This is a genomic window from Enterococcus sp. DIV1283b, assembly GCF_051710965.1.
Taxonomy (GTDB): Bacteria; Bacillota; Bacilli; order Lactobacillales; family Enterococcaceae; genus Enterococcus_B; species Enterococcus_B lactis.
In genome coordinates, this window is the sequence record NZ_JBIOLR010000001.1 from 139,784 (window position 1) to 164,572 (window position 24,789).

Here is a 24,789-nt window from a genome sequence, read left to right on the forward strand (position 1 = left end):
ACAGCTTAAAATGGCAGAGTCACGCTTTTGTTCCCGTCTTTTCTTACATATGATGAAAGGAGCGATTTTCTTGAAACCAAAACAGCAATTATTTGTAACACTCCTAGTTATTATAGGGACACTTTTTAACCATTTACCAGTGACAGCTAGTGCATTCAATTTTTCGGTGACGCCAATCACTTCGGAGAATCAAATCGATAAAAGAAAAACTTATTTCGATCTCCAACTTGTTCCAGATCAGGAAGTAGAATTAAAAGCAGAATTGAGAAATGATACGGAAAAAGAAGTGAAAATCGATATTTCTGTAAATAGCGCAACGACTAATTCAAACGTGATGGTTGAATATGGAAAAAATGAGATTGAAAAAGACGAAAGTCTAATCTTTGATCTGATCGACTATGTGAGTTATCCAGAGACAGTGACACTGGAACCTAAAAGCGTTCAAACCGTGGTTTTTCATGCCAAGATGCCAAAAGATCGATTCGATGGTGTATTGGCCGGTGGGATCACATTCAAAGAAATTGTGACGGAAAAGGATCAAACAGAAAACAAGGATCAAAGCTTATCGATTGAGAATGAATACGCCTATACTGTGGCCTTGTTAATGCGACAGACACTGAATGAAGTTGCTCCTAACCTAGTTCTCCATGAAGTTAAACCTGATCAAATCAATGCAAGAAATGTCATTTTAGCAAACGTTCAAAATGATCAAAAAACCTATGTCAATCAAGTAGTTATTGAAACAAAAATTACAAAAAAAGGACATTCTGAAGTTTTATATCAGGAGGAAAAAGAAGGGTTGCAGATTGCGCCGAATACAAACTTTTCTTTTCCAACAGCTTTGGATGGTCAGCCACTAACTCCAGGCGAATATCATCTCACAATGACCATTCTAGGAAATGAAAATGAAAAAGGAAAATTCTCAAGAAAAAAAGAAAATACCACCATCAACTATACCGACCAATGGATATTTGAAAAAGTGTTTATGATAGACGGGAAAGAAGCCAAGGAATTGAATACGAAGGATGTGACGATTAAAAAGGCCAATAATTGGATCTACATCTTAGAAGCGCTGATTTTCTTGTTGTTCGTTTTAATACTTATCCTTTGGTTTATTTTGAGAAAGAAAGAAAAGAAAGAAGAGAAAGAAAAGTAAGATCAAAATAACAAATAATAGTTTTTCCTTATTGCGTGATATTTACGTTCTTTTTCGATAGTATAAAATGCTTTTGTATTGGCGTAGATGCCTATAAGTAAATGATATAATCATTATAATAGGTCTAACAGCAAGAATGGTCAATAAACGGATCCTCCAGGTTGTATGTAGCGTACAGTTGGGACGATGTAGGAAATACGAATAAGAAGGGATAGTAGCAGTGAAGGAATGGAAACAGCAATATACGTAGAAAGAGCTGATGGCTAATGAATTATGAGTTTTTTTTAAGCAAGGAAGATTATAGAAGTTATTCATTACTTAAATATTTAGAAGCAAGCTCAAATTTATCAGAATCAATCTCGGATATTCAAGAGAAACTATCGTTATCGACATTTCTCTTAAAAAAAACTATCGATAAGCTAAAACATGATTTACAAATGTTCGATTTAGAGAAAAATTTTCGTCTAACTGTTAGTGAATTGGTGATATGTTTGGAAATCAATGGTAAAAGTTCTAGTAAAGCCCTATTATCTCGCTATATAACAGATTCTTTATCCATGAAAATGGTATTGGCTTTCTTTCAGGAAAAATATATCTCAATAGAAAATTTTGCTGAACAGCATCATGTGAGTTATTCTGTGGCTTATAAAGTATTGCAAGGGCTGAAAAGAAATCTAAAAAAGTATCAAATTTTTTTTGAGAAAAGAAAGTTGACAGGAAATCCTAAAAACATCCGCCTTTTTTTATATAATCTTTTTAACTCAACAGAAATAAGTGTTGAAAAGTTGTATGCGCTACCTATAATTATAAAAACAGAAAAAATGGTAAAAAATTTAAATCGGTATTATCCTCTTTCCGCTTATGAAAAAAAGAAATTATTCCACTTTTTAGCAATCAATCTATTGTCTGAACAAGAAGATTCTTTAGATATTGTCAACAATCAGCCGCTATTTTTCTCAGATATAGGATTTTTCTATCTAAAAGGAGTACTGGAGACAGAATCAGTTGTTTTTATCTGTAAGACCCTCTCGTGGCTTTATCTCCATGATAAGTTAGATCAAAAGTATTTGAGGAAAAAAGAAGATGAAACAATCGAATGGTTGAATGAGCGGTTCATTGAAAGTTTTGAAAAACGGTTCAAACGGTTACCGAAAGAAACGAGAAAATCGATCCAAGATGAGTTAACCAAAATACATTTTAAACTTTTGCATTATACCCTTAATAAATCGGATGAATTTCCACTAGATATTTCTTTTTTTAATCAAAACTATCCTACATTTTATTGCTATCTGTTAGAGTATATGAATGATTTAATGTCAGAACACAAAGAGTTGCTTCAAGATAAATTTTTTCTTTTTTTCAGTTATTTATTGTTATTGATCAATCACATACCCGTTCAACTGGTTTCTGAGCCAGTAAAAATCATCATCGATTTTTCTTATGGTGCTGCCTATAATCGATTTATCAAGAAAAATTTAAGTTTGTACATTAATCTGAATACGGAAGTGATAGAGGCTGGAAAGCCTGATTTTCCGGATGTTATAATCACGAATAGAAACAATTTATATGAAGAAAGTGTGTCTCAAGTAGTGGTTTGGCTTGATCCGCCAAGAGCAGTAGACTGGGGGAACCTTACAAAGATTTTGTTGACTATCCAAGAAGAGAAATACAAAGACAGCAAAATTGACAAGCAAATAGACGATTTTGCTGAAGAAATCATCGACAGGATCGAATAGTGAACTTCTTTTAGAAAGTCCGACTGCTTTTTCTAAAAATAAAAAAACTTGGTACGCAATCGCTGTACCAAGTTTTTTTATTTAGCTTTTAATTAAGCCATAAATAATAATTTATATAAGAATACTGCTACGACACCAGCACAGATAGGTGCAACAACGGGTACCCATGCATATCCCCATTGAGAAGAACCTTTATGTTTCAATGGAAGTAGTGCGTGTACAAGACGTGGTGCAAAGTCACGAGCTGGGTTCAGGCCAGGACCTGTAGGACCACCAAGTGAAGCAACTAATGTCCATACAAGGAAACCAAGTGCTAAGTGAGCTGTACCAAGGTTATCTTGGAAGAATGGTGCTTTTGTAATACCTAAAGCTCCAAAGAATAAAACGAATGAACCAAAGAATTCATTGACGAAACCATTGAATTTAGAACCAACACTGTTGATTGTTGAGAATGTACCTAACACATGGTTTACATCTTCTGTTTGGTCGTAGTAAGGTTTGTAACAAGCCACTACGATCAATTGTCCGATCGCTGCACCAATCAATTGTGCAATGATATAAGGAACAACTTCAGCCCAAGGGAACAATCCGTTAGACGCTAAGGCGATCGTAAATGCTGGGTTGATGTGGTTACCGCTGATTCCGCCAAAGATCATTGCCGGCATCATAACCCCAAATCCATATCCGACAGCAATCAGCATCCAGTCGCTGCCATATCCTTTTGTACCTTTTAAATCTACGTTTGCTACAGCACCGTTACCTAGAACGATTAGTAATGCTGTACCAATCATTTCCGCCGCAAGACGGGTCATTAGTGAGTAATCCATAAATACCTCCAAATGTTATAAAAATGCAAAAAAAAAGAAACATCAACACGAAAAGCATCGGTGCAGTGTTTCGTGTCGGAAGGATTTCTGCAGTCTTAACAAATGTGAATAAAAAAATGATTTCCATTACGTATAAGAAACCAGACCAACAGTAAAACTCCAACTCTTTTTAAAAGTTCTCCACAAATCACCAAGCTTAACTATAAATATACCAAAAAAAAAACGTTTTTTTTCTCAAAAATTGTATCCTAGAAACAACATGTTTTGAAACTTTCAGAAAAGGTTTGTTAGTAAAATGAAAGCTATACGTAAGGAGTGTTGTTTGATGAAATTTTTTCAAGAGTTTTTCATTATTATTTTCTTTTCTGTATTAGGAGAAGGTATCCGAATTTTTGCTCATTTACCTATTCCTGGGAGTATCTTAGGGATTCTTTTTTTATTTTTAGCATTTGAAATGCATCTTGTTGATCCTGAAAAAATCGGAGCAACTGGTGATTTTTTATTGAATAATCTAGCTATTTTATTTGTTCCAGCTGGTGTAGGTTTATTGGAATATTTTGATGACATTGCTTCGATATGGCCTATTTTATTGGGGGCAGTCGTCGTGTGTTCCATCGTCACGATGGTCGCAGCGGGAAAAACGGCAGAAGGGGTAGAAGCTTTGCTAGGCTATGTCCGTAAGAAAAAAGCAAGCAGGGTATCTGTAAACGAAATGGAGGAGAATCAAATTGACTGAGTTTTTTGTAAATCCATTATTTGGCTTAAGTTTGACTTTAGGAGTGTACGTATTATCTGACAAATTTTTGCGGAAATATAAACTGCCTGTTTTGAATCCTCTCGTATTATCGATTGTTGTTATTATCTTATTTCTGCATTTTTCTGGCGTCAGCTATAAAGAGTATAATATCGGCGGCAATTTTTTGACTATGCTGATTACTCCTGCGACAGTGGCACTTGCCATCCCGCTTTATAAAAACTTCCGTTTGCTGAAAGAAAATTTTTATCCTGTAATAGCTGCGATTTTAGCAGGAATAGTCGCAAATTGCTTGGTTAGTGTAGGGATCGGTTATTTCTTCTCTCTTCATAAAGAGATGGTCATCTCCTTACTACCGAAATCTGTAACGACGGCTATTTCTGTCGATTTGTCTCATACGATGGGTGGGGTGAATGCCGTGACTCTTGCTATTGTTGTCTCTACAGGTATTTTTGGCTCGCTGATCGCTACTCATATTTTCCGCCTATTCAAGATCGAAAGTCCCGTTGCTCGCGGTGTGGCGTTAGGAAGTACTTCTCATGCTATCGGTACAGCAAAAGCAATCGAGATTGGCGAAGTAGAAGGGATCATTTCAGGGCTTGCGATATGCGTAAATGGGATACTGACCGTTTTGTTGCTGCCGTTATTCTTTCAGCCTTTTGCTGGCTTGTTTTGATGCGAAGACCACTATTTTATGCTACAATAACCAAAACGTTCTAGCATAAAAAAGGAGGGAAAGACGTGTATTTGTCTTCCGAGTATCTTAAACAATTTGATAAAGATCTATATTATAAGATTCTCCTCCTAGAAAGTTTCGAGGATCAAGCTTGGCATACTGCTGCACAATTAGCGCAAGTTGTTCAGCTGGATGCCCGCAGTGTGTCGAAATACCTAAACGAGCTGTCTAAAAACTATCAGCAGTTTAGCGGTAAGACGCACCCTTTGTTTACAAAAAATCACCGTTCCGGTTATAACTTTTATGATACGCTCGATTCGATCGAACATGAGCGTTTTTTGATCTATCTCGTGCAAAGTACGCTGAAATTCCAGCTGCTGCACGACATTTTTTTTGAAGAATTCCACACGATGTACCAATTTGCGCAAAAGCATTACATTAGTGAATCCACTGCTCATCGAAAAATCAATGAATGGAAACAGCAACTGCAAACTTATGGGATTCGTCTGCAACGAGGTACATATATCGCGCAAGGCGAAGAAGAAATCATTCGACTTTACTTGCATATGACATTCTGGCAGTTGTTTCGAGGGAAAATCTGGCCGTTTGAAACGATTTCTCAAATGGACGTAAAGAATATGGCGGAACATATCATGGCTTTTTTCAACGTTCGTTTGAATGAAATCAAAAAAAGACGATTGGAATACATGCTAGGTGCCTTTTTTTTAAGAAAATCACAGAAGCATTATGTGGTATTGAATGAGAAAAAAAGACGGCTGATTGCAGACAATCTGTTGTTCCAGAGATTCTGCCAAGTCATGGAGCCGGTATTTCCTAATTATTTTCAAGTAGAAGACGAGTTAGGCGCATTATTTCTTGTTCTGATGACGCGTGAAGAATATTATAGTGATCCTAAGATACGGAAGAAAATTTTTGATTTTCATCAACAAGCAGAAACACCGCCTTTTGCAGCTCTTTCTGAAGCAAAAGCAGCTCTTTCCCTTTATCAAGAAGAGCAGGAGCTACCAGCGGAAAATCTGACCTTTGAGGCAGAAAACTATTTGTTCAGTAGTCATTTTTTCGCCTATCTTTTTCCTAACGCAAAAGAAACGATTGATGGAAACAGCAGTGACTTCATTAATCATTTAGTCATTGAAAACAAGGAATTAAAACAATGGTTAGTACGCTTTTTTGAAAGCAGACACAAAAAGCCTAATCATCTGGCGTTTAAAAATCATGCGTTTTTGATGGGTCGGTATCTGACTGTGTTTAAAACATTAGGAGCCTTTACTCCACAGCTTCCAAAGATCACGATCCTCTTGATGACAGATTTCCCATTATTTGAAGAGCAACTGTTAGAGGAGGGGTTACGGACGTTTTTCCGTAATGATTATCAGCTGATTTTTCTACCAACGGATTATCGGGGAAGAGAAGTGGATCTTTTGATTTCAACAAGTAAAGTTCATCGAAAACCATGGGCGGATCTTGATTATTTTATTGTGACCGAAGAATTAAAATTGATAGATTACATTCAGCTATCTCAAAAATTTGAAATGATTCAAAAACAAAAACAATCAAAACAATAACAAAAAAAGGAGAATAAAGATGACATTTGAAGAAATTTTACCAGAATTGAAAAAAGGTGCAAAGATTATTCGTAAAGGATGGAGTGGATTTGAGCTTTATGTTGTTCTCGTATCCGATGATGAATTTGATGGCTGTCCGGTGACGCCTTACTTATTGATCAAAACAAGTGATGAAGGTTTTTCTAGCTTTGCTCCTACAGTTTGCGATATTTTAGCAGATGATTGGGCGATCGTAGAATGAAAAACCGTTATCCAGATTTAGCTAAACAGGTCGTATTTATTACAGGAGCTGCTTCTGGTATTGGTGCCGCACAAGCCCAAGCTTTTCTGGAACAAGATGCCTTTGTGTTTGGATTAGATCAAAAATTTGGAAAAATGGAAGAACTTTCTTTTCGATTTCCTGAAACTTTTGCCTACGCACTAGGGGATGTCCGACAGAGGAAAGAACTCCAGCAAGCGGTATCGAAATGCCAAAATCATTTTGGTGAAGTTACGATTTTATTGAATACTGCGGGGGTACTAGATGCATACAAATCCTTGATGGAAACTGACGAATCGCTGTGGGATCTGATTTATGAAACGAATGTGAAAAGCATGTATCATCTAACAAACATCATCCTTCCTGATATGATCCGCCGAAAAAGCGGAACAATCATCAACATGGCTTCGATTGCGGGTTTGGTTGCTGGCGGAGGTGGGATCGCTTATACAAGTGCGAAACATGCAATCGTCGGTTTTACCAAACAACTCGCTCTGGATTACGCAGAGCAGGGGATCCGAGTAAAAGGAATTGCTCCAGGAGCCATCCAAACGCCGATGAATGCGGCTGATTTTGAAGGGGAAGGTGAGATGGCAGAGTGGGTGGCAAATGAAACACCAGTCAAGCGATGGGCACAGCCGGAAGAAGTAGCGGAGCTGACATTATTTCTTGCCTCTCCTCAAGCAAGCTATATACAAGGAACGATTATTCCAATCGACGGTGGCTGGTTGCTAAAATAACCTTGTGTTTTTTTCAAGCTTCTGTATGATAAGAAATAAAGAGAGAACCAAATGGTTGATGATAAAAGAAAGTCGATGATTGTTCCCGGCATTTGATGTCAGACAGCTTTTTCACAACCTTCTGATATAAACGGTGTTCAAAAGCTTGCAACTGCGGTAATAAGTCCAGCCAAATGAAAAATAGGAGGAGCTATTTTTATTTGACTATTCTTATTACTTGTTGCAGGGCAGCTTTTTCACAACCTTCTGCGGCACTTCAGTTGGAATTTTCTTCCCATCCTTTGGTCGCAGTCATTACCAAGATAAAATTATCTTGCAAAGGAGAAATAGAACATGGAAAAAAATAATACCCGTTCAGCCAAACGCTGGACAACGACAGATGTGACTCGGATGGCGCTAGTCACTGGTTTATATGTGGCAGTGACGCTGGTTTTGTCTGTTTTTAGCTTTGGAGTGATTCAGATTCGTCTCTCGGAGATGTTCAACTATCTGTCCTTGTATAACAAAAGATACATCGTCGCGGTAACAGCGGGAGTAGCTTTGGCTAATATTGCTTCTCCTCTTGGACTGATAGATGTTGTAGTAGGAAGTGTCAGCACGCTGATTGTATTGCTTATCAACTATAAAATCACTAGTCGCATCAAAAACATGAAAATCAAAATGGTAGTGACAGCATGCGTATTTGCTTTTTCCATGTTTACAGTAGCTGGTCAGCTAACGATTTTATATCAACTACCTTTTTTCTTGAATTGGTGGGTGATTGCTTTAGGAGAATTGGCATCAATGATTGTCGGTGGGATAATTATTTATTGGATCGGTAAAAAAGTGGATTTGACAAAATAAAGATCTGTTTAAATTAAAATATGGCAGCGTGGAAGAGACCGGATGTTGAGTCTTCTTCCATGCTGCTTTTTTGCTCAATTCGTTCGAAGAAATCGATTTAGCCGTTTCTTCAACAAGACACCGATATAGGCTGCTCCAGTTGCTTTGATTGCTTCCGGCAGTAAAAAAGGCAGCAGCCCACTGGCAAATGCAGTTGTAAAAGTAAGGTCGCCACTTATCTTCAGCCAGATCGTCCCACAGACTAATGCGGCAAGAGAACCCATTAGATTGGCAAAGATTGCGTACAAGTAATGAGCGTCTGTTTTTTCGATCATCCAGCCAGTTAGCCATGTTTGAAAGAGAAATCCAATCAAATATCCGCCAGTTGGACCAAATAAAACAGCTATGCCTCCAGTCATCCCTGAAAATACAGGAAGACCGATCAAACCCAGTAATAGATAAACTGTAACAGATATCAATCCCAGTTTTCTTCCGAGAAAAGTGGCTGTCAGTCCAATAGCAAATGTTTGCCCTGTCAAAGGAACCAAACCAAAAGGAATGGTCATCTGAGAAAGGACAGAAATAATCGCGGCAAATTCCGCAGCAAGTATCAATTCTTTCAATGTTCGGTTCATAATATCCTCTTTTCGTTAACTTAATATTTTTATTTGGTTAACGAAATTGTAAAACAAAGTGATTGCTTTGTAAATAGAAAATAAAAAAAAGACCAGCTATCCAATAGATAGCGGCCTTTTTCAAGAAAGCTTTTGAAATTATAAGCTTTGGTTGTAGTATTCAACGACAAGAGCTTCGTCGATTTCTGGATATAGTTCGTCACGTTCTGGTAAACGAGTCAATGAACCTTCCAATTTTTCAGCGTCAAAGCTTACGAATGCTGGACGTCCAACAGTTGCTTCTACAGCTTCTTTTACTGTTACGATGTTTTGTGATTTTTCACGAACTGAGATCACTTGACCCACTTCTACGTGGTATGAAGGGATATCAACGCGTTTGCCATCAACTAAAATGTGACCATGGTTAACTAATTGACGTGCTTGACGACGAGTCGTTGCAAGTCCTAAACGGTAAACAACATTGTCTAAACGTTGTTCTAGTAAGATCATGAAGTTAACACCATGTTTACCTTCTTTGATTTTGCTAGCTTTTACGAACAAGTTACGGAATTGACGTTCGTTCATTCCGTACATGTGACGAAGTTTTTGTTTTTCAGTTAATTGCATGCCGTATTCTGATTGTTTGCCACGGCTGTTAGGTCCATGTTGACCTGGTGCGTAAGGGCGACGTGCTAATTCTTTTCCTGTGCCTGACAATGAGATGCCTAAGCGACGAGAAATTTTCCATGATGGTCCTGTATAACGAGACATTAAAATTTCCTCCAATGAATATAAGTTTTTGGAGTAAAATAATCCGTTGAAAAATTCATAATCATATAGTTTGTTCTTCAATCTTCACCTTTGCAGCCGCGGTTACACAATCGAACCCGAGACGGGGCAACAAACTAGGGATGAGTTATTATTTTTCTGCTGCATTATTTTACACAAACTACAGTATATGATAGATCATCCATGAATGTCAAGATAATTAGTACGTAAAAACGCTTTACAAACCTAGGCTCTCTTTATAAAATGAGAAGGTATGTGCAAATGGAAAAAAGTGAAGGAAGTTTAAGGAGAAAATCAATGAATCCGGTATCACCATTATTTGAGAAAATCGATGCTTCAATTGAAAAGAAGGCGAACCTTTTTGAAAACAGCTTTTCACGTTACGCTGTTCGAGCGGTTCTTGCCTGTTTGTTTTTGACTTTAGGAACGGCTGTGGCATTTGCGATTGCGATGAAGGGGGAAGATATCGCGCACGGTCTAGGAAAGATTTTATACGCATTTATGTTCAGCTGGGGTCTGGTCATGATTCTATACATGAACGCCGAATTAGGAACATCGAATATGCTTTATATGACCGTGGGTGTTTTTCGGCAGAGACTTGCTTTAAGTAAGGCAGCCAAGATTCTATTTGCCTGTATTTTTTTCAATATGATTGGCGGTATGTTATGTGGATTTCTTATTTCTATGACTACGCCATTTCAAGATTTAACGTTGGACAACTTTGTGTTAGAATCAATAGCAGTAAAACTAGCAAAACCTGCAACAACGATTTTGGTGGAAGGGATGTTTGCGAATATCGTTGTCAATACCGCTGTACTCATCAGCATGCGGATGAAAGAGGATGCTGGGAAAGTGATCACGGTCGTATTCATTATTTTCATTTTTGCTTTTTTAGGATATGAACACGTGATAGCGAATTTTCCTGCCTTTACGCTTGCTTACTTTGCTTCTCATGGCCAGATGGATGGAATGACAGCCAGCAATGTGTTACATAATTTGTTTTTTGCTTTGGCAGGGAATTATATTGGTGGCGGTTTAGTGATGGGGCTGGGTTATGCTTGGCTGAATCAATCAAAATCATCCTATGTGGACTAAAAAGTCGTTCATTAAGGGAGGGAATACCATGGAAGTGTTAGTTTTTCCAAAAAATGAAGAAAAAGCGTTACAAATGGAAAAGTACATGAAAAATCTCTTTCCTTTTGCTGGGGTACCTAAGCCGGAACGCGCTCTTTTGCAACAGCCGTTATTGGATAAAAGCAAACATTTATCTGTTTCTGAAGTTTTAGCTTTTGTTCATTATTATTATGAACAAATCGAAAGAGAATATCAGTATGTGGCGATCGATTTAGTCCAAAAAAACATCAAACGTCTTACCTTTGAAGAGATAGTTGCATTGTTACCACTAGTCCAGAAAAAAGAATGGTGGGACAGCATCGATTCTTGGAGAAAAGTATACAGTACATGGTGTAAAGCCCATCCAGAGCAACGTAAAGAAGTCTTTCAGTTGTTCGAAAAAAAGGAAGATTTCTGGTTGCGTCGAATAGCAATCACGTTGCAATTAGGTTATAAACAGCAAACAGACACAGCACTATTGATCCGAGCAATAGACGAAGACCGTCAAACAAAGGAATTCTTTATCCAAAAAGCAATCGGTTGGGCATTGCGTGATTATAGTAAGACCGATGCCGCTTGGGTAAAAAGTCAGCTGACAACAGATTTGAGCAAGTTAGCTGTTCGAGAGGCAAGCAAGTATTTATAAGAAAGCGAGACGACAAGAGATGAGACGCAAATTATTTGCTTTTGATATTGATGGAACGTTGTTAGATTCAAATAAACAAGCTTTAGATAGCACGAGAGAAGCATTGGAAAAATTACGCAAAGCCGGTCATCTGGTCACGATTGCTACAGGGCGGAGCCGGTTCCATGCGCAAGAAGTCATTCGAGATCTGGATTTTACGAACTACATTTTATGTAATGGAGCGGCCGGTTTTTTAGACCATGAACAAGTATATAAGAATTTACTAGATCGCGAACAGTTAGATGCATTCGTCCAGGAAGCGCATCATGAACAGATCGACACAGCTTTTGTCAGCTTAGACAATATCAAACGTTCTTCTTCCAATGATGTAACGGTGATGGAAGAGGCGATGCATTCTTTCGGCGCTGTCTTGCCTGAACTAGATCAGTTTTTTGCAGAGGAACAAGAAATCTATCAAGCGTTAGCATTTTTCGATCAAACCTATGATGGAAAATTCTCTTCATACGATAAGATTCGATTTGTCCGCTGGCATGAGAACAGTGTAGATGTCGTTCCCCAAAACGGTTCTAAAGCGGCGACAATCCTACACTTAGCAGAACAAGTAGGTATCCCGCATGAAGATATTATCAGCTTTGGTGACGGACAAAATGACCGTGAAATGTTGCGTATGTCAGGGATCGGAATAGCTATGGGGAATGCTGTGCCAGAAGTACAAGCAGAAGCCAAGATGGTCACTGATACAAATGATCAAGATGGTATCTGGAAGGCATTGAAAGAGTTAAGTGTGATTTAAAAGAGGTTGTGAAAAAGCTGTTCTGCATCAAGTAATAAGCCCAGCCAAACAAAAATAGCTCCTCCTATTTTTCGTTTGGCTGGGCTTATTACCGCAGATGCAAGCTTTTGAACACCGTTTAAGGAAGATGTCGTGACAGAAGTGGTCAGTTTCAAGTAATAAGAAGAGATTTATGAAAATTGCTTCTCAAATTTTTGAAAAATTTCGGCTTATTTCTGAAGAAGCAGCAGATGGAACAACGTTTATTCGGGAAATGGGACGGTGATAAGACTTTTATCACAGCCCCATTTCTTTATTTTATTTTTCAAATCTAAGAAATATCAGGAAAGAGTTCCTTTTGTTTGACCTTTTCTTTCTTATTGAAAACAACTATAATATAGAGTGATGTTAAAAGAGAAGAGGAATTTAGTGTGCGGGTATTGTTTATTGGTGATGTAGTAGGTTCAATGGGACGAGAGATGATTACTGAATATCTTCCTAGGTTGAAGAAGAAGTATCGTCCGCAAGTAACGATCGTAAATGGTGAGAATGCCGCTTCTGGACGTGGGATCACAGAAAAAATCTATAAAAAATTTTTGCAAGACGGTGTAGACGTCGTGACGATGGGAAATCATACGTGGGACAACCGCGGGATTTTTGAGTTTGTAAATGAAGCCAAAAAGATGGTTCGGCCGGCAAATTTTCCGGAAGGGACGCCTGGACAAGGGATGGTCTTTGTCAAAGTGAATCAGATCGAATTGGCAGTAATCAACATGCAAGCTCGTTCTTTCATGGTGGACTTGGATGATCCTTTTCGTAAAATGAAGGAACTAGTAGAAGAAGCTAGGAAACGTACGCCAATCATTTTTGTAGATTTTCATGGAGAAACAACAAGTGAAAAACAAGCGATGGGCTGGTTTTTAGATGGGAAAGTTTCAGCAGTGGTCGGTACACATACACATGTCCAGACAAATGATGCGCGAATTTTGCCAAAAGGCACAGCGTATCTGACAGACGTTGGGATGACAGGACCCTATGATGGTATTTTGGGTATGCGCAGAGAACCTGTGATCGAAAAGTTTCTGACCGCATTACCAAAACGTTTTGAAGTTGTCGAACAAGGCCGATCGATTTTAAGCGGCTGTATCTTAGAATTGGATGATACGACAGGTCATGCAAAAGGAATCCAGCTGATTCAAATCAATGAGGATCGACCGTTCATGGAGTAGAAAGAGAGGCAGTTTTTTGCAGCAGGAGCCGGAAATTCAAAAAGAAGTAAGGAAACTGACAAAACTTTTAAGAGAAAATGAAACGATCATTCGCTACAAAGAACTTGAAGAAAAGATCCATCAAAACCAGTATTTAACTGAGTTGAGAGAGAAAATCAAACAAGCGCAAAAAGAAGCTGTTCATTTTGCCCACTATGACAAACCAGCAGCAGAACAAGAAGCAATCAAGCGAGCGGATCAATTCATGAAAGAATTTGATCAGCATCCGCTTGTTATAGCTTATAGAAAACAGCTGTTGGAAGCAGATGATCTGCTTCATCATTTAACAACGATGATACAAGAAGAAATCAATGGACAAATAGAGGAGGAAAAACATGCCTCAAAAAACTAAAAACACTCCTATGATGGAACAATATCTAAGCATCAAGGCACAATACCAAGATGCTTTTTTGTTCTATCGTTTAGGAGACTTTTATGAATTATTTTATGAAGATGCGATCAAGGCATCACAGCTTTTGGAATTAACGTTGACGAGCAGAAATCGAAATGCAGAAGAACCTATTCCTATGTGCGGTGTCCCTCACCATGCAGCACAAGGATATATCGATGCCTTGATTGAAAAAGGCTATAAAGTAGCGATTTGCGAGCAGGTAGAAGATCCAAAGACGACTAAAGGGATGGTCAAGCGCGAAGTGATCCAGCTAGTCACTCCTGGTACAGTCATGGACAGCAAAGGATTGTCGGCAAAAGACAACAATTTTTTAACAGCTGTAGTTAGTCAAGGAAATGAATTTGGCTTTGCTTATGCCGATCTAAGTACGGGAGAATTGAAGACGGCTCGGTTGCATGATGAAGAAGCTGTTTTAAATGAAGCCTCTGCATTGCAGACAAAAGAACTCGTATTAGGCAGTGAGATCACTGATACCCTTCGTGAACAGCTAAGCGGGCGTTTAGGGCTAGTCTTTTCTCAACAAAATGAGATGGAAGAAAACGCGGAATTTAGCTTTTTGACAAGCGAACTAGTCGATCCGCTGGAAAAAGAAGCAACCGGCAAACTATTGACTTATTTATCGGTGACACAAAAGCGGAGTTTAGCTCATATCCAAAAAGCAGTAGAATACCAACCAGATCATTTTTTGAAAATGGATTATTATTCAAAATTCAACCTAGAATTAAGCCAATCTATTCGGACTGGGAAAAAGCACGGCACTCTTCTATGGTTGTTAGATGAAACAAAAACAGCAATGGGTGGCCGCTTATTGAAACAATGGCTAGACCGTCCGCTTATCCAGGCAAAACAAATTAAAGCAAGACAAGAAATGGTCGCTTCTTTGCTAGACAGTTATTTTGAACGTATCGATTTGCAGTCAGCATTAACGAAAGTCTATGATCTGGAACGCCTAGCAGGTCGAGTAGCTTTCGGTAATGTCAATGGGCGAGACTTGATCCAGTTGAAAACTTCTTTAGAACAAGTGCCAATGATCAGAGGGTTGATTGAAGGAATCGATCAAGGTCAATGGCAAAGCCTGCTTTCAGAAATGCAACCGATGGACCATCTCGTCCAATTGATCGACCAAGCTATCCAAGATGATCCGCCGTTACAAATAACGGAAGGAAACATCATCAAAGATGGTTTCAATGAGCAGCTCGATACGTACCGTTCTGCTATGAGAAACGGAAAGAAGTGGCTAGCAGAACTTGAAGCAAAAGAGCGTCAAGAAACAGGAATCAAGAACTTAAAAATCGGATTTAACCGCGTTTTCGGTTATTATATAGAAATCACAAAAGCAAATCTTGGAAATGCAGAACTGGAGAAGTATGAACGAAAACAAACCCTAGCAAATGCAGAGCGTTTCATCACGCCAGAGCTAAAAGAATTGGAGACACAAATCCTCGAAGCAGAAGAAAAATCTGTTGATTTAGAATATCAGTTGTTTTTAGCTGTGAGAGAAGAAGTCAAAAAGGCTATCCAGCCGCTACAAGTACTTGCAAAAGCAATCAGCGCAGCAGATGTGCTACAAAGTTTTGCAACGATCAGCGAACGCTATCAGTATGTTCGGCCAGAACTTGTCAGTGACAAGCATCAGCTTCTGATCAAAGACGGACGACATCCTGTAGTAGAAAAAGTATTAGGACATCAGGAATATATCCCTAACAGCGTAGAAATGGCAGAAGACGAAATGATCTTGCTGATTACAGGACCGAATATGTCTGGTAAAAGTACGTATATGCGCCAGTTAGCATTAACTGTTCTGATGGCACAAATGGGCTGTTTCGTTCCGGCAAAACAAGCAGTTTTACCTATTTTTGATCGGATTTTTACCCGAATTGGTGCAAGTGACGACTTAATTGCTGGACAAAGTACTTTTATGGTAGAGATGATGGAAGCCAATCAAGCCCTGCGTTATGCTACGCCAAACAGTTTGATTTTGTTTGACGAACTCGGGCGAGGAACAGCAACCTATGACGGAATGGCGTTGGCTCAAGCAATCATCGAATATATCCATCGACATGTACAAGCAAAAACACTCTTTTCTACCCATTATCATGAACTGACGGTACTTGAAAAAGAACTTCCGCAGCTTAAAAATGTCCATGTTGGGGCTGTTGAAAAAGACGGAGAAGTTGTCTTCTTGCATAAAATGATGGATGGACCTGCGGATAAAAGCTATGGTATACATGTGGCAAAAATCGCAGGGTTGCCTGCCAATCTACTAGAGCGAGCAGCAGATATTCTGCATACGCTAGAAAATGGCGATAACGGACACCATACTGTTCCAGCTGAAATAGAAGAGAAGACTAAAACAGCCAAACAGGAGCAAATAAAACCACCTGCAGAAAAAGTAAACCAAGACCCTATACAAGACAGTGTCAAAGAAGAAAACCAACAACTTTCTTTATTCGGTGAATTATCCGAAAATGAAACAGAAGTCATTGAATCACTGAAGCAAATAAATTTACTAGAAATGACGCCAATGGATGCACTAAACACATTATATGAATTACAAAAACAACTGTAGGAAGAAGGCGGATATCGATGGCCAAAATCCAAGAATTATCTGAACGTTTAGCTAATCAGATCGCTGCGGGAGAAGTAGTGGAACGACCAGCTTCCGTCGTGAAAGAATTAGTGGAAAATGCAATTGACGCCGGTAGTACTCAGATTGATATCTTAGTTGAAGAAGCGGGACTGCGGACGATCCAAGTGATTGATAACGGAGAAGGCATTTTGGCAGACGACGTAGAGAATGCCTTCAAGCGGCATGCGACAAGTAAGATCCATAATCGCGACGATCTTTTTCGCATACGAACGCTGGGCTTTCGAGGGGAAGCTTTGCCAAGTATTGCCTCTGTTTCTGAAATGACTCTGGAAACGGCGAATCAGGAAGAAAAACAAGGTACTTATCTGTCGCTCAAAGGCGGCGAGGTCATGGAGCATCGGCCAGCACCTCTGCGTCAAGGAACGAAGATTACCGTCAGCAACCTGTTCTTCAATACGCCAGCCCGTTTGAAATACGTGAAAACACTGCACACAGAATTAGCGAACATCGGGGACATCGTCAATCGTCTGGCATTAAGTCACCCAACAATTGCTTTTCGTTTAGTACATGATGGAAACAAAATGTTGGCAACTGCTGGAAATGGCGATTTGAAACAAACGATTGCGGGAATCTACGGATTATCTACCGCTAAAAAAATGTTGAAAATCGAAGGAAAAGATCTAGATTTTGAGTTATTTGGTTATGTTTCATTGCCAGAGGTGACTCGTGCCAGTCGGAATTACTTATCGACGATCATCAATGGACGTTTTATCAAGAATTTTTCCTTAAATAAAGCAATCGTTGCAGGTTATGGATCAAAATTAATGGTCGGCCGTTTTCCTATTGCTATATTGGAAATCAAGATGGACCCGCTTTTAGTCGATGTAAATGTCCATCCGACGAAGCAGGAAGTCCGGTTGTCGAAGGAAAAAGAACTAACAGAGCTAATTAGTAACGCCATTCAAAAAGCATTGTCCCAAGAAAACCTGATCCCAAGTGCCGCGGATAATCTACGGTTCAAGAAAAAAGTACCAGATCAGCCTAAAACGGAACAAATCGAAATCGATTTGTCCTACGCTTTTGAAGAAGAAAAACCTAAAAAGCCAAGTAGTTTGAATTTTGACCGAGAGACAGGAACCTTTTTTGTAGAAGAACCAAAGAGCACATTTGTTGACAGATCTGTTGATAAGTCTGTGGAAAATGTTGAAAACTTTTCTGGTTTTTCTGAAGAAAACACCAGTTATCCAGAAAAAACAACGAAAACGGTGGATAAGTTTGGTGAAAATGTTGATAACTTTGTAGAAAAAACAGTGGAAAAATCTGAAAAGAAAGAAATTCCTACTGTGGATAACACGGAAGAAACAAATAAAGAACAGATAGATATATCCTTGGAAGAGGATGAACAGATTTACGAGGAAGAATTGACACTCCACCCTGAATTTGATTTCACTCAAGGAAACGACAAAACATTAGAACAAGCGATCAAGAAACTAGAAACGGAAAAACCAGTTCAACGTTTTCCTCAATTGGAATATTTTGGACAGATGCACGGAACGTATCTTTTTGCCCAAAGTAGCGACGGATTGTACATCATCGATCAGCATGCTGCTCAAGAGCGTATCAAATATGAATATTTCCGGGAAAAAATTGGGGAAGTATCTGATGATCTGCAAGAATTGCTTGTTCCATTTGTGTTGGACTATCCAAACAGTGATGCTTTGAAACTAAAAGAGCAAAAGCATTTGCTAGAAGACGCAGGGATTTATTTAGAAGAATTTGGTCAAAACAGCTTTATTGTACGGGCCCATCCTACTTGGTATCCTAATGGTGAAGAAGAATCGATTATTCGCGAGATGATCGATATGCTACTGACGACAGGAAGTGTGAGCGTAAAAAAATTCCGTGAAGCAACAGCAATCATGATGAGCTGTAAACGATCGATCAAAGCCAACCATTATTTGAATGAAGCACAAGCACGTGTGCTGCTGAAAGATTTAGCACAATGCGAAAATCCGTTCAATTGTCCCCATGGCCGCCCAGTATTGATTCACTTTACCAACTCGGATATGGAAAGAATGTTCAAACGGATCCAAGACCCGCATTAAGTCAGAGAGAAGAGGGAAACATGAAGATTATACTAGCATCTCAATCACCAAGAAGAAAAGAGTTATTGGCTCACATCGTTTCAGAATTCGAGATCGAACCTGCTGATATTGATGAAACGCCATTTCCAGACGAACTGCCAGTCGATTATGTACGCAGAATGGCTGAAGAAAAAGCACGAACTGTTTGGGAACAAAAAGAAAAGAAAGACAGCTTAGTGATTGCTAGCGACACGACTGTTGTTCTCAACCAGGAGATCATGGGTAAACCAGAAGATATGGCTGAGGCTGAAGTCATGTTGAAAAAATTAAGCGGGGAAACACATACTGTATACACAGCAGTTGTTTTAAAAACAAAGGAGCGAGAAGAACGAATACTAGCAGAAGCACATGTCACTTTTTATCCACTGACAGATGAAGAAATCAATCGTTACTTGGAGACGGGAGACTATGTGGATAAAGCAGGGGCATACGGCATCCAAAATGCTGCAAGTGTATTCGTCAAAGAAATTTCTGGAGATTACTACAGTATCGTAGGGTTTCCGATTGGTGCTGTCAATCAGGCACTGAAAACATTCAATTAAACAAAAAAAGCGGACTATCTGATTTTCGATTGAAAATCCATGATAGCCCGTCTTTTTTATTGAAAAGATTACTTATCTACTCTGACTAAGATTTTACTTCAGCTTTACCGACTGCTTCGCCTGGGCGAACAAGTCCTGATTGGTCAAGGGATAGACCAGCAACTTTTTCGTTATTAGTTAAAGCAACAATAATATCAGTTTTCTTACCAGCTTGTTCGATTTCTGGCAATTCCATTTCAGCAATCAGAGTTTCTGGTGTGACAAGATCTCCTTCTTTCACGAATACAGTGAAAGGAACGCCTTTTAGTTCAACGGTATCTAATCCCATGTGAACAAGTACTTCCAGCCCCTCATCAGAACGAATACCAATGGCATGTTTTGTTTCAAAAACACTCGTTACTTTACCATTTACTGGTGCATAGACTTTGCCGTTTGACGGTTCGACAGCATAACCGTCACCCATCATTTTTTGTGAGAAAACTGGGTCATTTACTTCAGTAATTTCCTTGATGTTCCCAGCAGCCACTGCGAATAATGTTTCTTTGGTTGCAACTGCCGTACCAGTTGCTGAAACAGGTTCGAAAGACTGTGGCGTTGCTGTTGCACCATTCGCTGTTTGAAGCTGTACATCAGCAGCATTTTCAGGAACAGCAGGATCAATCTTATTCAAGATTCCCTGACGTCTAAAGACGATCGTCAAGCCAAATGGAATGATGATAGCGATGATCATTGCGATGATGAAAGGTACCCATGTTTCTGCTTGGATAGCTAGTATTCCTGGTAAACCACCTACTCCGATCGCGTTTGCTCGAACATCCATCAAGTTGGCAAACATGCCAGCTAATCCAGAACCGACCATTGCTGCGACGAAAGGATAGACGTATTTCAAATTGATCCCGAACATAGCAGGTTCAGTTACGCCTAAGTAACAAGAAATCATTGCTGGAATCGAGATTTGTTCTTCTTTTTTGTTTCCACGATGCAAGAAGACGATGGCTAAGACTGCAGAGCCTTGGGCGATATTTGATAAAGCAATCATCGGCCATAAATTCGTTGATCCGAAATCTGCAATCAGCTGCATATCAATCGCATTGGTCATATGGTGGAGACCAGTAATGACTAAAGGTGCATACAGGAACCCGAATACAGCACTAAACAACCAGCTGATAGAAGACGTCAACCCGGTATTTACGATAGTTGAAATCCAGCTTCCGACTGTCCAGCCGATAGGACCTAAAATAACGTGAGCAGCTAAAACAGTTGGTAACAATGAAAACAATGGAACAAAGATCATTGAAATCGACTGAGGGATATATTTGCGGAAGAAAATCTCTAGATACGCTAACATAAACCCTGCCAGCATGGCTGGAATAACTTGTGCTTGATAACCAATCATTTGGACTTGAGCAAAACCAAAATCCCAAAATGGAATATCTGCTGCGGCTGTGGAAGCTACACCATAAGCATTTAATAATTGCGGAGAAACTAATGTAATTCCTAAAACGATTCCTAATATTTGTGTAGTACCCATCTTTTTCGCAATACTCCAAGTGATACCTACTGGAAGAAAATGGAAAATTGCTTCACCTGGCAGCCATAAAAAGGCATTGACGCCATTCCAAAATTGCGAGTGTTCAACGATCGTTCCACCAAGGCTTTCAAACTGGATACCTTCAAGTACATTTCTGAACCCAAGGATCAATCCGCCGACGATAATTGCAGGAATCAGTGGTGTAAAGATTTCTGCCAAGACGGCAATGGCGCGTTGTACGGGATGAAGGTTTTGTTTTGCTGCTGCTTTTCCTTGTTCTTTGGAAACCCCTTCAACTCCGGATACTGCAACGAAGTCGTTATAAAAAGTAGAAACATCGTTTCCTATGATGACTTGGAACTGCCCAGCATTCGTGAACATCCCTTTCACGCTAGGAATATCTTCGATTGCTTTTTGATCTGCTTTTCCAGGATCATTTAGGACAAAACGCATACGAGTTGCACAATGACTAACTGCAGCAATATTTTCTTTTCCGCCGATATCATGTAGCAGTTTCTCGGCATCTGCTTGATACTTTGCCATATCAATAAACCCCTTTCTTTTAACTTGTCTATGCAAGTTTCTTCTTCGTTTACTATACTTTTTTTTAGGAAGGATTGCAAGCGTTTTATTCAAAAACATCCAGAAAAATGATATCGTTTTAAAAAGCATAAAATAAGCTTTTCTTAAAAAGAGGAACATTGAAATACAAAAAGAGCTGTAGTATAGTGAAGAAATGATGGAAGAACGAGTGAGGGAAAAAACATGAACAAGTTCAATGAAATTTTTTTAGATTTGGAACAGAAAATTTTAGCGAAAGAATATCCTCCGCATTCGCTTTTGCCTAGTGAGAACCAATTGATCAAAATCTACGGTGTTTCACGAGAAACAATTAGAAAAGCACTGAATCTTTTGACGACGGAAGGATATATTCAAAAAAAACAAGGAAAAGGGTCGATCGTACTAGATCGAAACCGCTTTGATTTTCCTATTTCTGGACTGACAAGCTATAAAGAGCTACAGGAAACTCAACGTATTCCAAGTGAAACGATTGTTCATACGTTAGAAGAAACAGAAGTAACAAAAGCACTGAATGAGATTACTGGCTGGGAGATTGGTGCACCTGTCTGGCATTTGATACGCGAAAGAAAAATCGATGGCGAAGTGGTTATATTAGATACTGATTATCTATTAAAGGAAATCGTTCCTCATTTAACCCCAGTACAAGCACAAGGATCGATCTATGAATATTTTGAAAATGAGCTTTCTTTAACGATTGCTTACGCACAAAAGGAAATCACAGTAGAAGAAGTAACAGATATCATGAAAACAACAATGGATCTTCACGATGATACTTACGCAGTAGTCGTCAGAAGTCTTGTTCATTTGGAAGATACCCGCTGTTTTGAGTATTCTGAGTCGGTACACCGATTAGATAAATTCCGTTTCGTTGAGTTTGCCCGGCGCCGAAAAGTGTAAATGATTCGAAAGAAAGCAAATTGTTGGCATCTGTCTGCTTTGGCGCTATGATAGGATCACAAAGGGGGCATTTTTAATGGATAAACCAACAAGACCAGAAAAAGAAGAACTGAAAGAAAAATTATCACCGATGGCTTATGCAGTCACACAAGAAAATGCAACAGAACGTCCATTTACCGGAAAATACGATGATTTTTACGAAAAAGGAATCTACGTCGATATCGTCAGCGGCGAACCGTTATTTAGCTCTGCGGAAAAATACGACGCTGGTTGTGGCTGGCCATCATTCAGCAAACCAATAGCGAAAAGACAAGTACGCGAAAAAGCCGATTTTTCTCATGGCATGCATCGAATAGAAGTTCGAAGCAAAGAAGCAAACTCTCATCTTGGACATGTATTTACCGATGGCCCAGTAGATAAAGGCGGTCTGCGTTACTGCATCAATTCTGCCTCACTAAAATTCATTCCCTATGAAAAGATGGATGAACTCGGTTATGGCGAATACAAATCACTGGTAGAATAATGAAAATACAAAAAGAGCGGTACAATACGGGGCTTCACTCGATCGTCCGCTCTTTTTTATTCAAGCGATTGCTATTTGAAAGAAACGCTCCCCAGACTCCTTTTTTCACAAGGTAAAATGTGCTACAATAAAGGGAACGTATGTGTGCAAAAGAAAGAGGACTAGAATATGTATGAATATCTGACAGGTGTGGTTACCTTTATCAACCCCTATTACATAGTAGTAGAAACCAATGGTATCGGCTACCAGATCGCACTAGGAAATCCTTACCGCTACAGTAGCAAACTAAATCAAAAAATAAAAATTTATGTCCATCAGGTGATCCGAGAAGATGCGCATCTTTTGTATGGATTTGATTCTTTAGAAGAAAAACAACTGTTTTTGCGATTAGTCAGTGTTTCAGGAATCGGTCCAAAAAGTGCTCTTGCGATCATGGCAAGTGAAGACCACTCCGGTTTGATCCAAGCAGTGGAATCCAGTGATGTCACTTATTTGACAAAATTTCCAGGGGTAGGGAAGAAGACGGCGCAACAAATGATCTTGGATCTAAAAGGAAAATTTGGTGAGCTGAGTATCGATACGCCCTTCAGTCTATTCGATGAAGCAAATACAAAAGACGCTACCGCTCTATCTGAAGCAATGGAGGCTCTCTCAGCTCTTGGTTACAGTGATAGAGAAATCAAACGTGTAGAAAAACAATTAAAAGAAGTCGATAATCAGACAACAGATGAGTATTTACGCCAAGCACTCAAGCTGATGATGAAAAAATAAGGAGGAGACCAAATGACAGATGAATACTTGTTATCACCAGAAACTGGCGAAAATGAACTGAGTTTGGAAAAATCTCTTCGTCCGCAGTTGCTTTCTCAGTATATCGGGCAGAGAAAAGTCAAACAAGAACTTCAGATCTACATCGAAGCTGCCAGAAATCGGGAAGAACCATTAGATCATGTTCTGTTGTATGGGCCTCCTGGATTAGGGAAAACGACGATGGCTATGGTCATTGCTAATGAGATGACTGTGAACATTCGTACGACAAGCGGTCCCGCTATCGAACGTCCGGGTGATTTAGTAGCGATCTTGAATGAACTGGAAGCAGGGGATGTCCTATTTATCGATGAGATCCATCGATTGCCTAGAGTAGTAGAAGAGATGCTTTATTCGGCCATGGAAGATTTTTATGTAGACATCATGGTAGGACAAGGACCAACCGCACATCCGGTCCATTTCCCTCTTCCTCCCTTTACTTTGATTGGGGCGACGACGCGAGCAGGTATGCTTTCTGCACCTTTACGCGATCGATTTGGCATCATTTCACATATGGAATATTATGACGAACAGGAACTGCAGGAGATCGTTTTACGTTCTTCAGATATTTTTCAAACAGAGATCATTGAAGAAGGGGCATTGGAAATTGCTCGCCGATCGCGAGGAACGCCTAGAATCGCGAATCGCTTACTCAAACGGGTTCGTGATTTTGCGCAAGTTCAAGGAGACGGGAAAATCGATCGTCCTATAGCAGATCAGGCTCTTACTTTACTACAAGTCGATCAAGCTGGTTTGGATTATGTTGACCAGAAATTGTTACGGACGATGATCGAATTATATGGCGGCGGACCCGTAGGATTAAGCACGCTTTCCGTAAATATAGGAGAAGAACGAGAAACAGTCGAAGATATGTATGAACCGTACTTGATCCAGAAAGGATTTCTAAAGCGTACACCTAGAGGGCGAATGGCTACGGTTTATGCTTATGAACATTTCGGCTACGACTATCATATGTGATTTTTGCTTTTAGATTGGAGGAAAA

23 protein-coding genes and 1 pseudogene are annotated in these 24,789 nt (G+C 39.3%); 20 read left to right on the forward strand and 4 right to left on the reverse strand.

What is annotated here, in order from left to right; all coding sequences use genetic code 11:
- Window positions 1-49: 49 nt before the first annotated feature.
- Window positions 50-1,156, forward strand: a complete 1,107-nt coding sequence (locus IGJ53_RS00705) for a DUF916 and DUF3324 domain-containing protein (protein ID WP_042956922.1) — start codon at window positions 50-52, stop codon at window positions 1,154-1,156.
- Between the two features lie 437 nt (window positions 1,157-1,593).
- Entirely contained in the window at window positions 1,594-2,892 is a 1,299-nt protein-coding gene (locus tag IGJ53_RS00710; RefSeq protein WP_259742137.1) for a helix-turn-helix domain-containing protein, read from the forward strand.
- Window positions 2,893-2,984: 92 nt separating this feature from the next.
- On the opposite strand, the gene IGJ53_RS00715 is transcribed toward IGJ53_RS00710, so the two are convergent.
- Window positions 2,985-3,719 carry an MIP/aquaporin family protein gene (locus tag IGJ53_RS00715; protein ID WP_002290500.1) on the reverse strand — a complete coding sequence of 245 codons (735 nt, stop codon included), beginning with the start codon at window positions 3,717-3,719 and terminating at the stop codon, window positions 2,985-2,987.
- 325 nt (window positions 3,720-4,044) lie between these two features.
- On the opposite strand from IGJ53_RS00715, the gene IGJ53_RS00720 reads away from it, so the two are divergent.
- The 6 genes and pseudogenes from IGJ53_RS00720 (at window position 4,045) to IGJ53_RS00745 (ending at window position 8,577) form a co-directional block, all read left to right on the forward strand.
- Complete coding sequence (locus IGJ53_RS00720; RefSeq protein ID WP_002312390.1) at window positions 4,045-4,455, forward strand: CidA/LrgA family protein; 411 nt, start codon at window positions 4,045-4,047, stop codon at window positions 4,453-4,455.
- Window positions 4,448-5,149: an LrgB family protein gene (locus IGJ53_RS00725; protein ID WP_002315539.1), complete on the forward strand. Its 702-nt coding sequence runs from the start codon at window positions 4,448-4,450 to the stop codon at window positions 5,147-5,149. The genes IGJ53_RS00720 and IGJ53_RS00725 overlap by 8 nt, the downstream gene beginning before the upstream one ends.
- Window positions 5,149-6,735 (forward strand): annotated as a pseudogene (locus tag IGJ53_RS00730) (helix-turn-helix domain-containing protein). Before IGJ53_RS00725 ends, IGJ53_RS00730 begins: the two are co-directional and overlap by 1 nt.
- A gap of 19 nt (window positions 6,736-6,754) precedes the next feature.
- Window positions 6,755-6,976, forward strand: a complete 222-nt coding sequence (locus IGJ53_RS00735; protein ID WP_002290506.1) for a DUF2829 domain-containing protein — start codon at window positions 6,755-6,757, stop codon at window positions 6,974-6,976.
- Window positions 6,973-7,734 (forward strand): 3-oxoacyl-ACP reductase, encoded by a 762-nt coding sequence (locus IGJ53_RS00740; RefSeq protein WP_002372559.1) that lies wholly within the window; start codon window positions 6,973-6,975, stop codon window positions 7,732-7,734. Before IGJ53_RS00735 ends, IGJ53_RS00740 begins: the two co-directional genes overlap by 4 nt.
- Before the next feature lie 333 nt (window positions 7,735-8,067).
- Complete coding sequence (locus tag IGJ53_RS00745; RefSeq protein ID WP_010731741.1) at window positions 8,068-8,577, forward strand: QueT transporter family protein; 510 nt, start codon at window positions 8,068-8,070, stop codon at window positions 8,575-8,577.
- A gap of 74 nt (window positions 8,578-8,651) precedes the next feature.
- Here IGJ53_RS00745 and IGJ53_RS00750 read toward each other — a convergent pair whose 3' ends face one another.
- Together IGJ53_RS00750 and rpsD are read right to left on the reverse strand one after the other, a co-directional pair.
- Window positions 8,652-9,191, reverse strand: a complete 540-nt coding sequence (locus IGJ53_RS00750; protein WP_002309798.1) for a biotin transporter BioY — start codon at window positions 9,189-9,191, stop codon at window positions 8,652-8,654.
- Between the two features lie 138 nt (window positions 9,192-9,329).
- Window positions 9,330-9,941 carry a 30S ribosomal protein S4 gene (gene rpsD, locus IGJ53_RS00755; protein ID WP_002294265.1) on the reverse strand — a complete coding sequence of 204 codons (612 nt, stop codon included), beginning with the start codon at window positions 9,939-9,941 and terminating at the stop codon, window positions 9,330-9,332.
- 261 nt (window positions 9,942-10,202) lie between these two features.
- Here rpsD and IGJ53_RS00760 point away from each other — a divergent pair, with 261 nt between their 5' ends.
- From IGJ53_RS00760 to IGJ53_RS00795, 8 genes are all read left to right on the forward strand, one after another.
- The gene (locus IGJ53_RS00760) at window positions 10,203-11,054 is read left to right on the forward strand and encodes a formate/nitrite transporter family protein (RefSeq protein ID WP_259742134.1); all 852 of its coding nucleotides are present in this window, start codon (window positions 10,203-10,205) and stop codon (window positions 11,052-11,054) included.
- Between the two features lie 28 nt (window positions 11,055-11,082).
- Window positions 11,083-11,718 carry a DNA alkylation repair protein gene (locus IGJ53_RS00765; RefSeq protein ID WP_010731742.1) on the forward strand — a complete coding sequence of 212 codons (636 nt, stop codon included), beginning with the start codon at window positions 11,083-11,085 and terminating at the stop codon, window positions 11,716-11,718.
- A gap of 19 nt (window positions 11,719-11,737) precedes the next feature.
- The gene (locus tag IGJ53_RS00770) at window positions 11,738-12,511 is read left to right on the forward strand and encodes a Cof-type HAD-IIB family hydrolase (RefSeq protein WP_002309794.1); all 774 of its coding nucleotides are present in this window, start codon (window positions 11,738-11,740) and stop codon (window positions 12,509-12,511) included.
- A gap of 410 nt (window positions 12,512-12,921) precedes the next feature.
- Window positions 12,922-13,719 (forward strand): TIGR00282 family metallophosphoesterase, encoded by a 798-nt coding sequence (locus IGJ53_RS00775; RefSeq protein WP_010731743.1) that lies wholly within the window; start codon window positions 12,922-12,924, stop codon window positions 13,717-13,719.
- Window positions 13,694-14,110: a YlbF family regulator gene (locus IGJ53_RS00780; RefSeq protein ID WP_016628824.1), complete on the forward strand. Its 417-nt coding sequence runs from the start codon at window positions 13,694-13,696 to the stop codon at window positions 14,108-14,110. Before IGJ53_RS00775 ends, IGJ53_RS00780 begins: the two co-directional genes overlap by 26 nt.
- Window positions 14,094-16,739: a DNA mismatch repair protein MutS gene (gene mutS, locus IGJ53_RS00785; RefSeq protein ID WP_086311284.1), complete on the forward strand. Its 2,646-nt coding sequence runs from the start codon at window positions 14,094-14,096 to the stop codon at window positions 16,737-16,739. Before IGJ53_RS00780 ends, mutS begins: the two co-directional genes overlap by 17 nt.
- A 17-nt stretch (window positions 16,740-16,756) precedes the next feature.
- Window positions 16,757-18,865, forward strand: coding sequence for a DNA mismatch repair endonuclease MutL (gene mutL, locus IGJ53_RS00790; RefSeq protein ID WP_010731745.1), 2,109 nt, complete (start codon window positions 16,757-16,759; stop codon window positions 18,863-18,865).
- A gap of 20 nt (window positions 18,866-18,885) precedes the next feature.
- The gene (locus IGJ53_RS00795; RefSeq protein WP_259742135.1) at window positions 18,886-19,446 is read left to right on the forward strand and encodes a Maf family protein; all 561 of its coding nucleotides are present in this window, start codon (window positions 18,886-18,888) and stop codon (window positions 19,444-19,446) included.
- Window positions 19,447-19,531: 85 nt separating this feature from the next.
- Here the strand turns inward: IGJ53_RS00795 and treP are convergent, their stop codons facing one another.
- Complete coding sequence (gene treP / locus IGJ53_RS00800) at window positions 19,532-21,520, reverse strand: PTS system trehalose-specific EIIBC component (protein WP_259742136.1); 1,989 nt, start codon at window positions 21,518-21,520, stop codon at window positions 19,532-19,534.
- Between the two features lie 222 nt (window positions 21,521-21,742).
- Here treP and treR point away from each other — a divergent pair, with 222 nt between their 5' ends.
- From treR to ruvB, 4 genes are all read left to right on the forward strand, one after another.
- Complete coding sequence (treR, locus tag IGJ53_RS00805) at window positions 21,743-22,456, forward strand: trehalose operon repressor (RefSeq protein ID WP_002290526.1); 714 nt, start codon at window positions 21,743-21,745, stop codon at window positions 22,454-22,456.
- Between the two features lie 76 nt (window positions 22,457-22,532).
- Window positions 22,533-22,979, forward strand: a complete 447-nt coding sequence (gene msrB / locus IGJ53_RS00810; protein ID WP_002309788.1) for a peptide-methionine (R)-S-oxide reductase MsrB — start codon at window positions 22,533-22,535, stop codon at window positions 22,977-22,979.
- A gap of 168 nt (window positions 22,980-23,147) precedes the next feature.
- Window positions 23,148-23,750, forward strand: a complete 603-nt coding sequence (gene ruvA, locus IGJ53_RS00815) for a Holliday junction branch migration protein RuvA (RefSeq protein ID WP_002290528.1) — start codon at window positions 23,148-23,150, stop codon at window positions 23,748-23,750.
- Between the two features lie 12 nt (window positions 23,751-23,762).
- Window positions 23,763-24,764: a Holliday junction branch migration DNA helicase RuvB gene (gene ruvB / locus IGJ53_RS00820; protein WP_010731748.1), complete on the forward strand. Its 1,002-nt coding sequence runs from the start codon at window positions 23,763-23,765 to the stop codon at window positions 24,762-24,764.
- Window positions 24,765-24,789 lie beyond the last annotated feature (25 nt).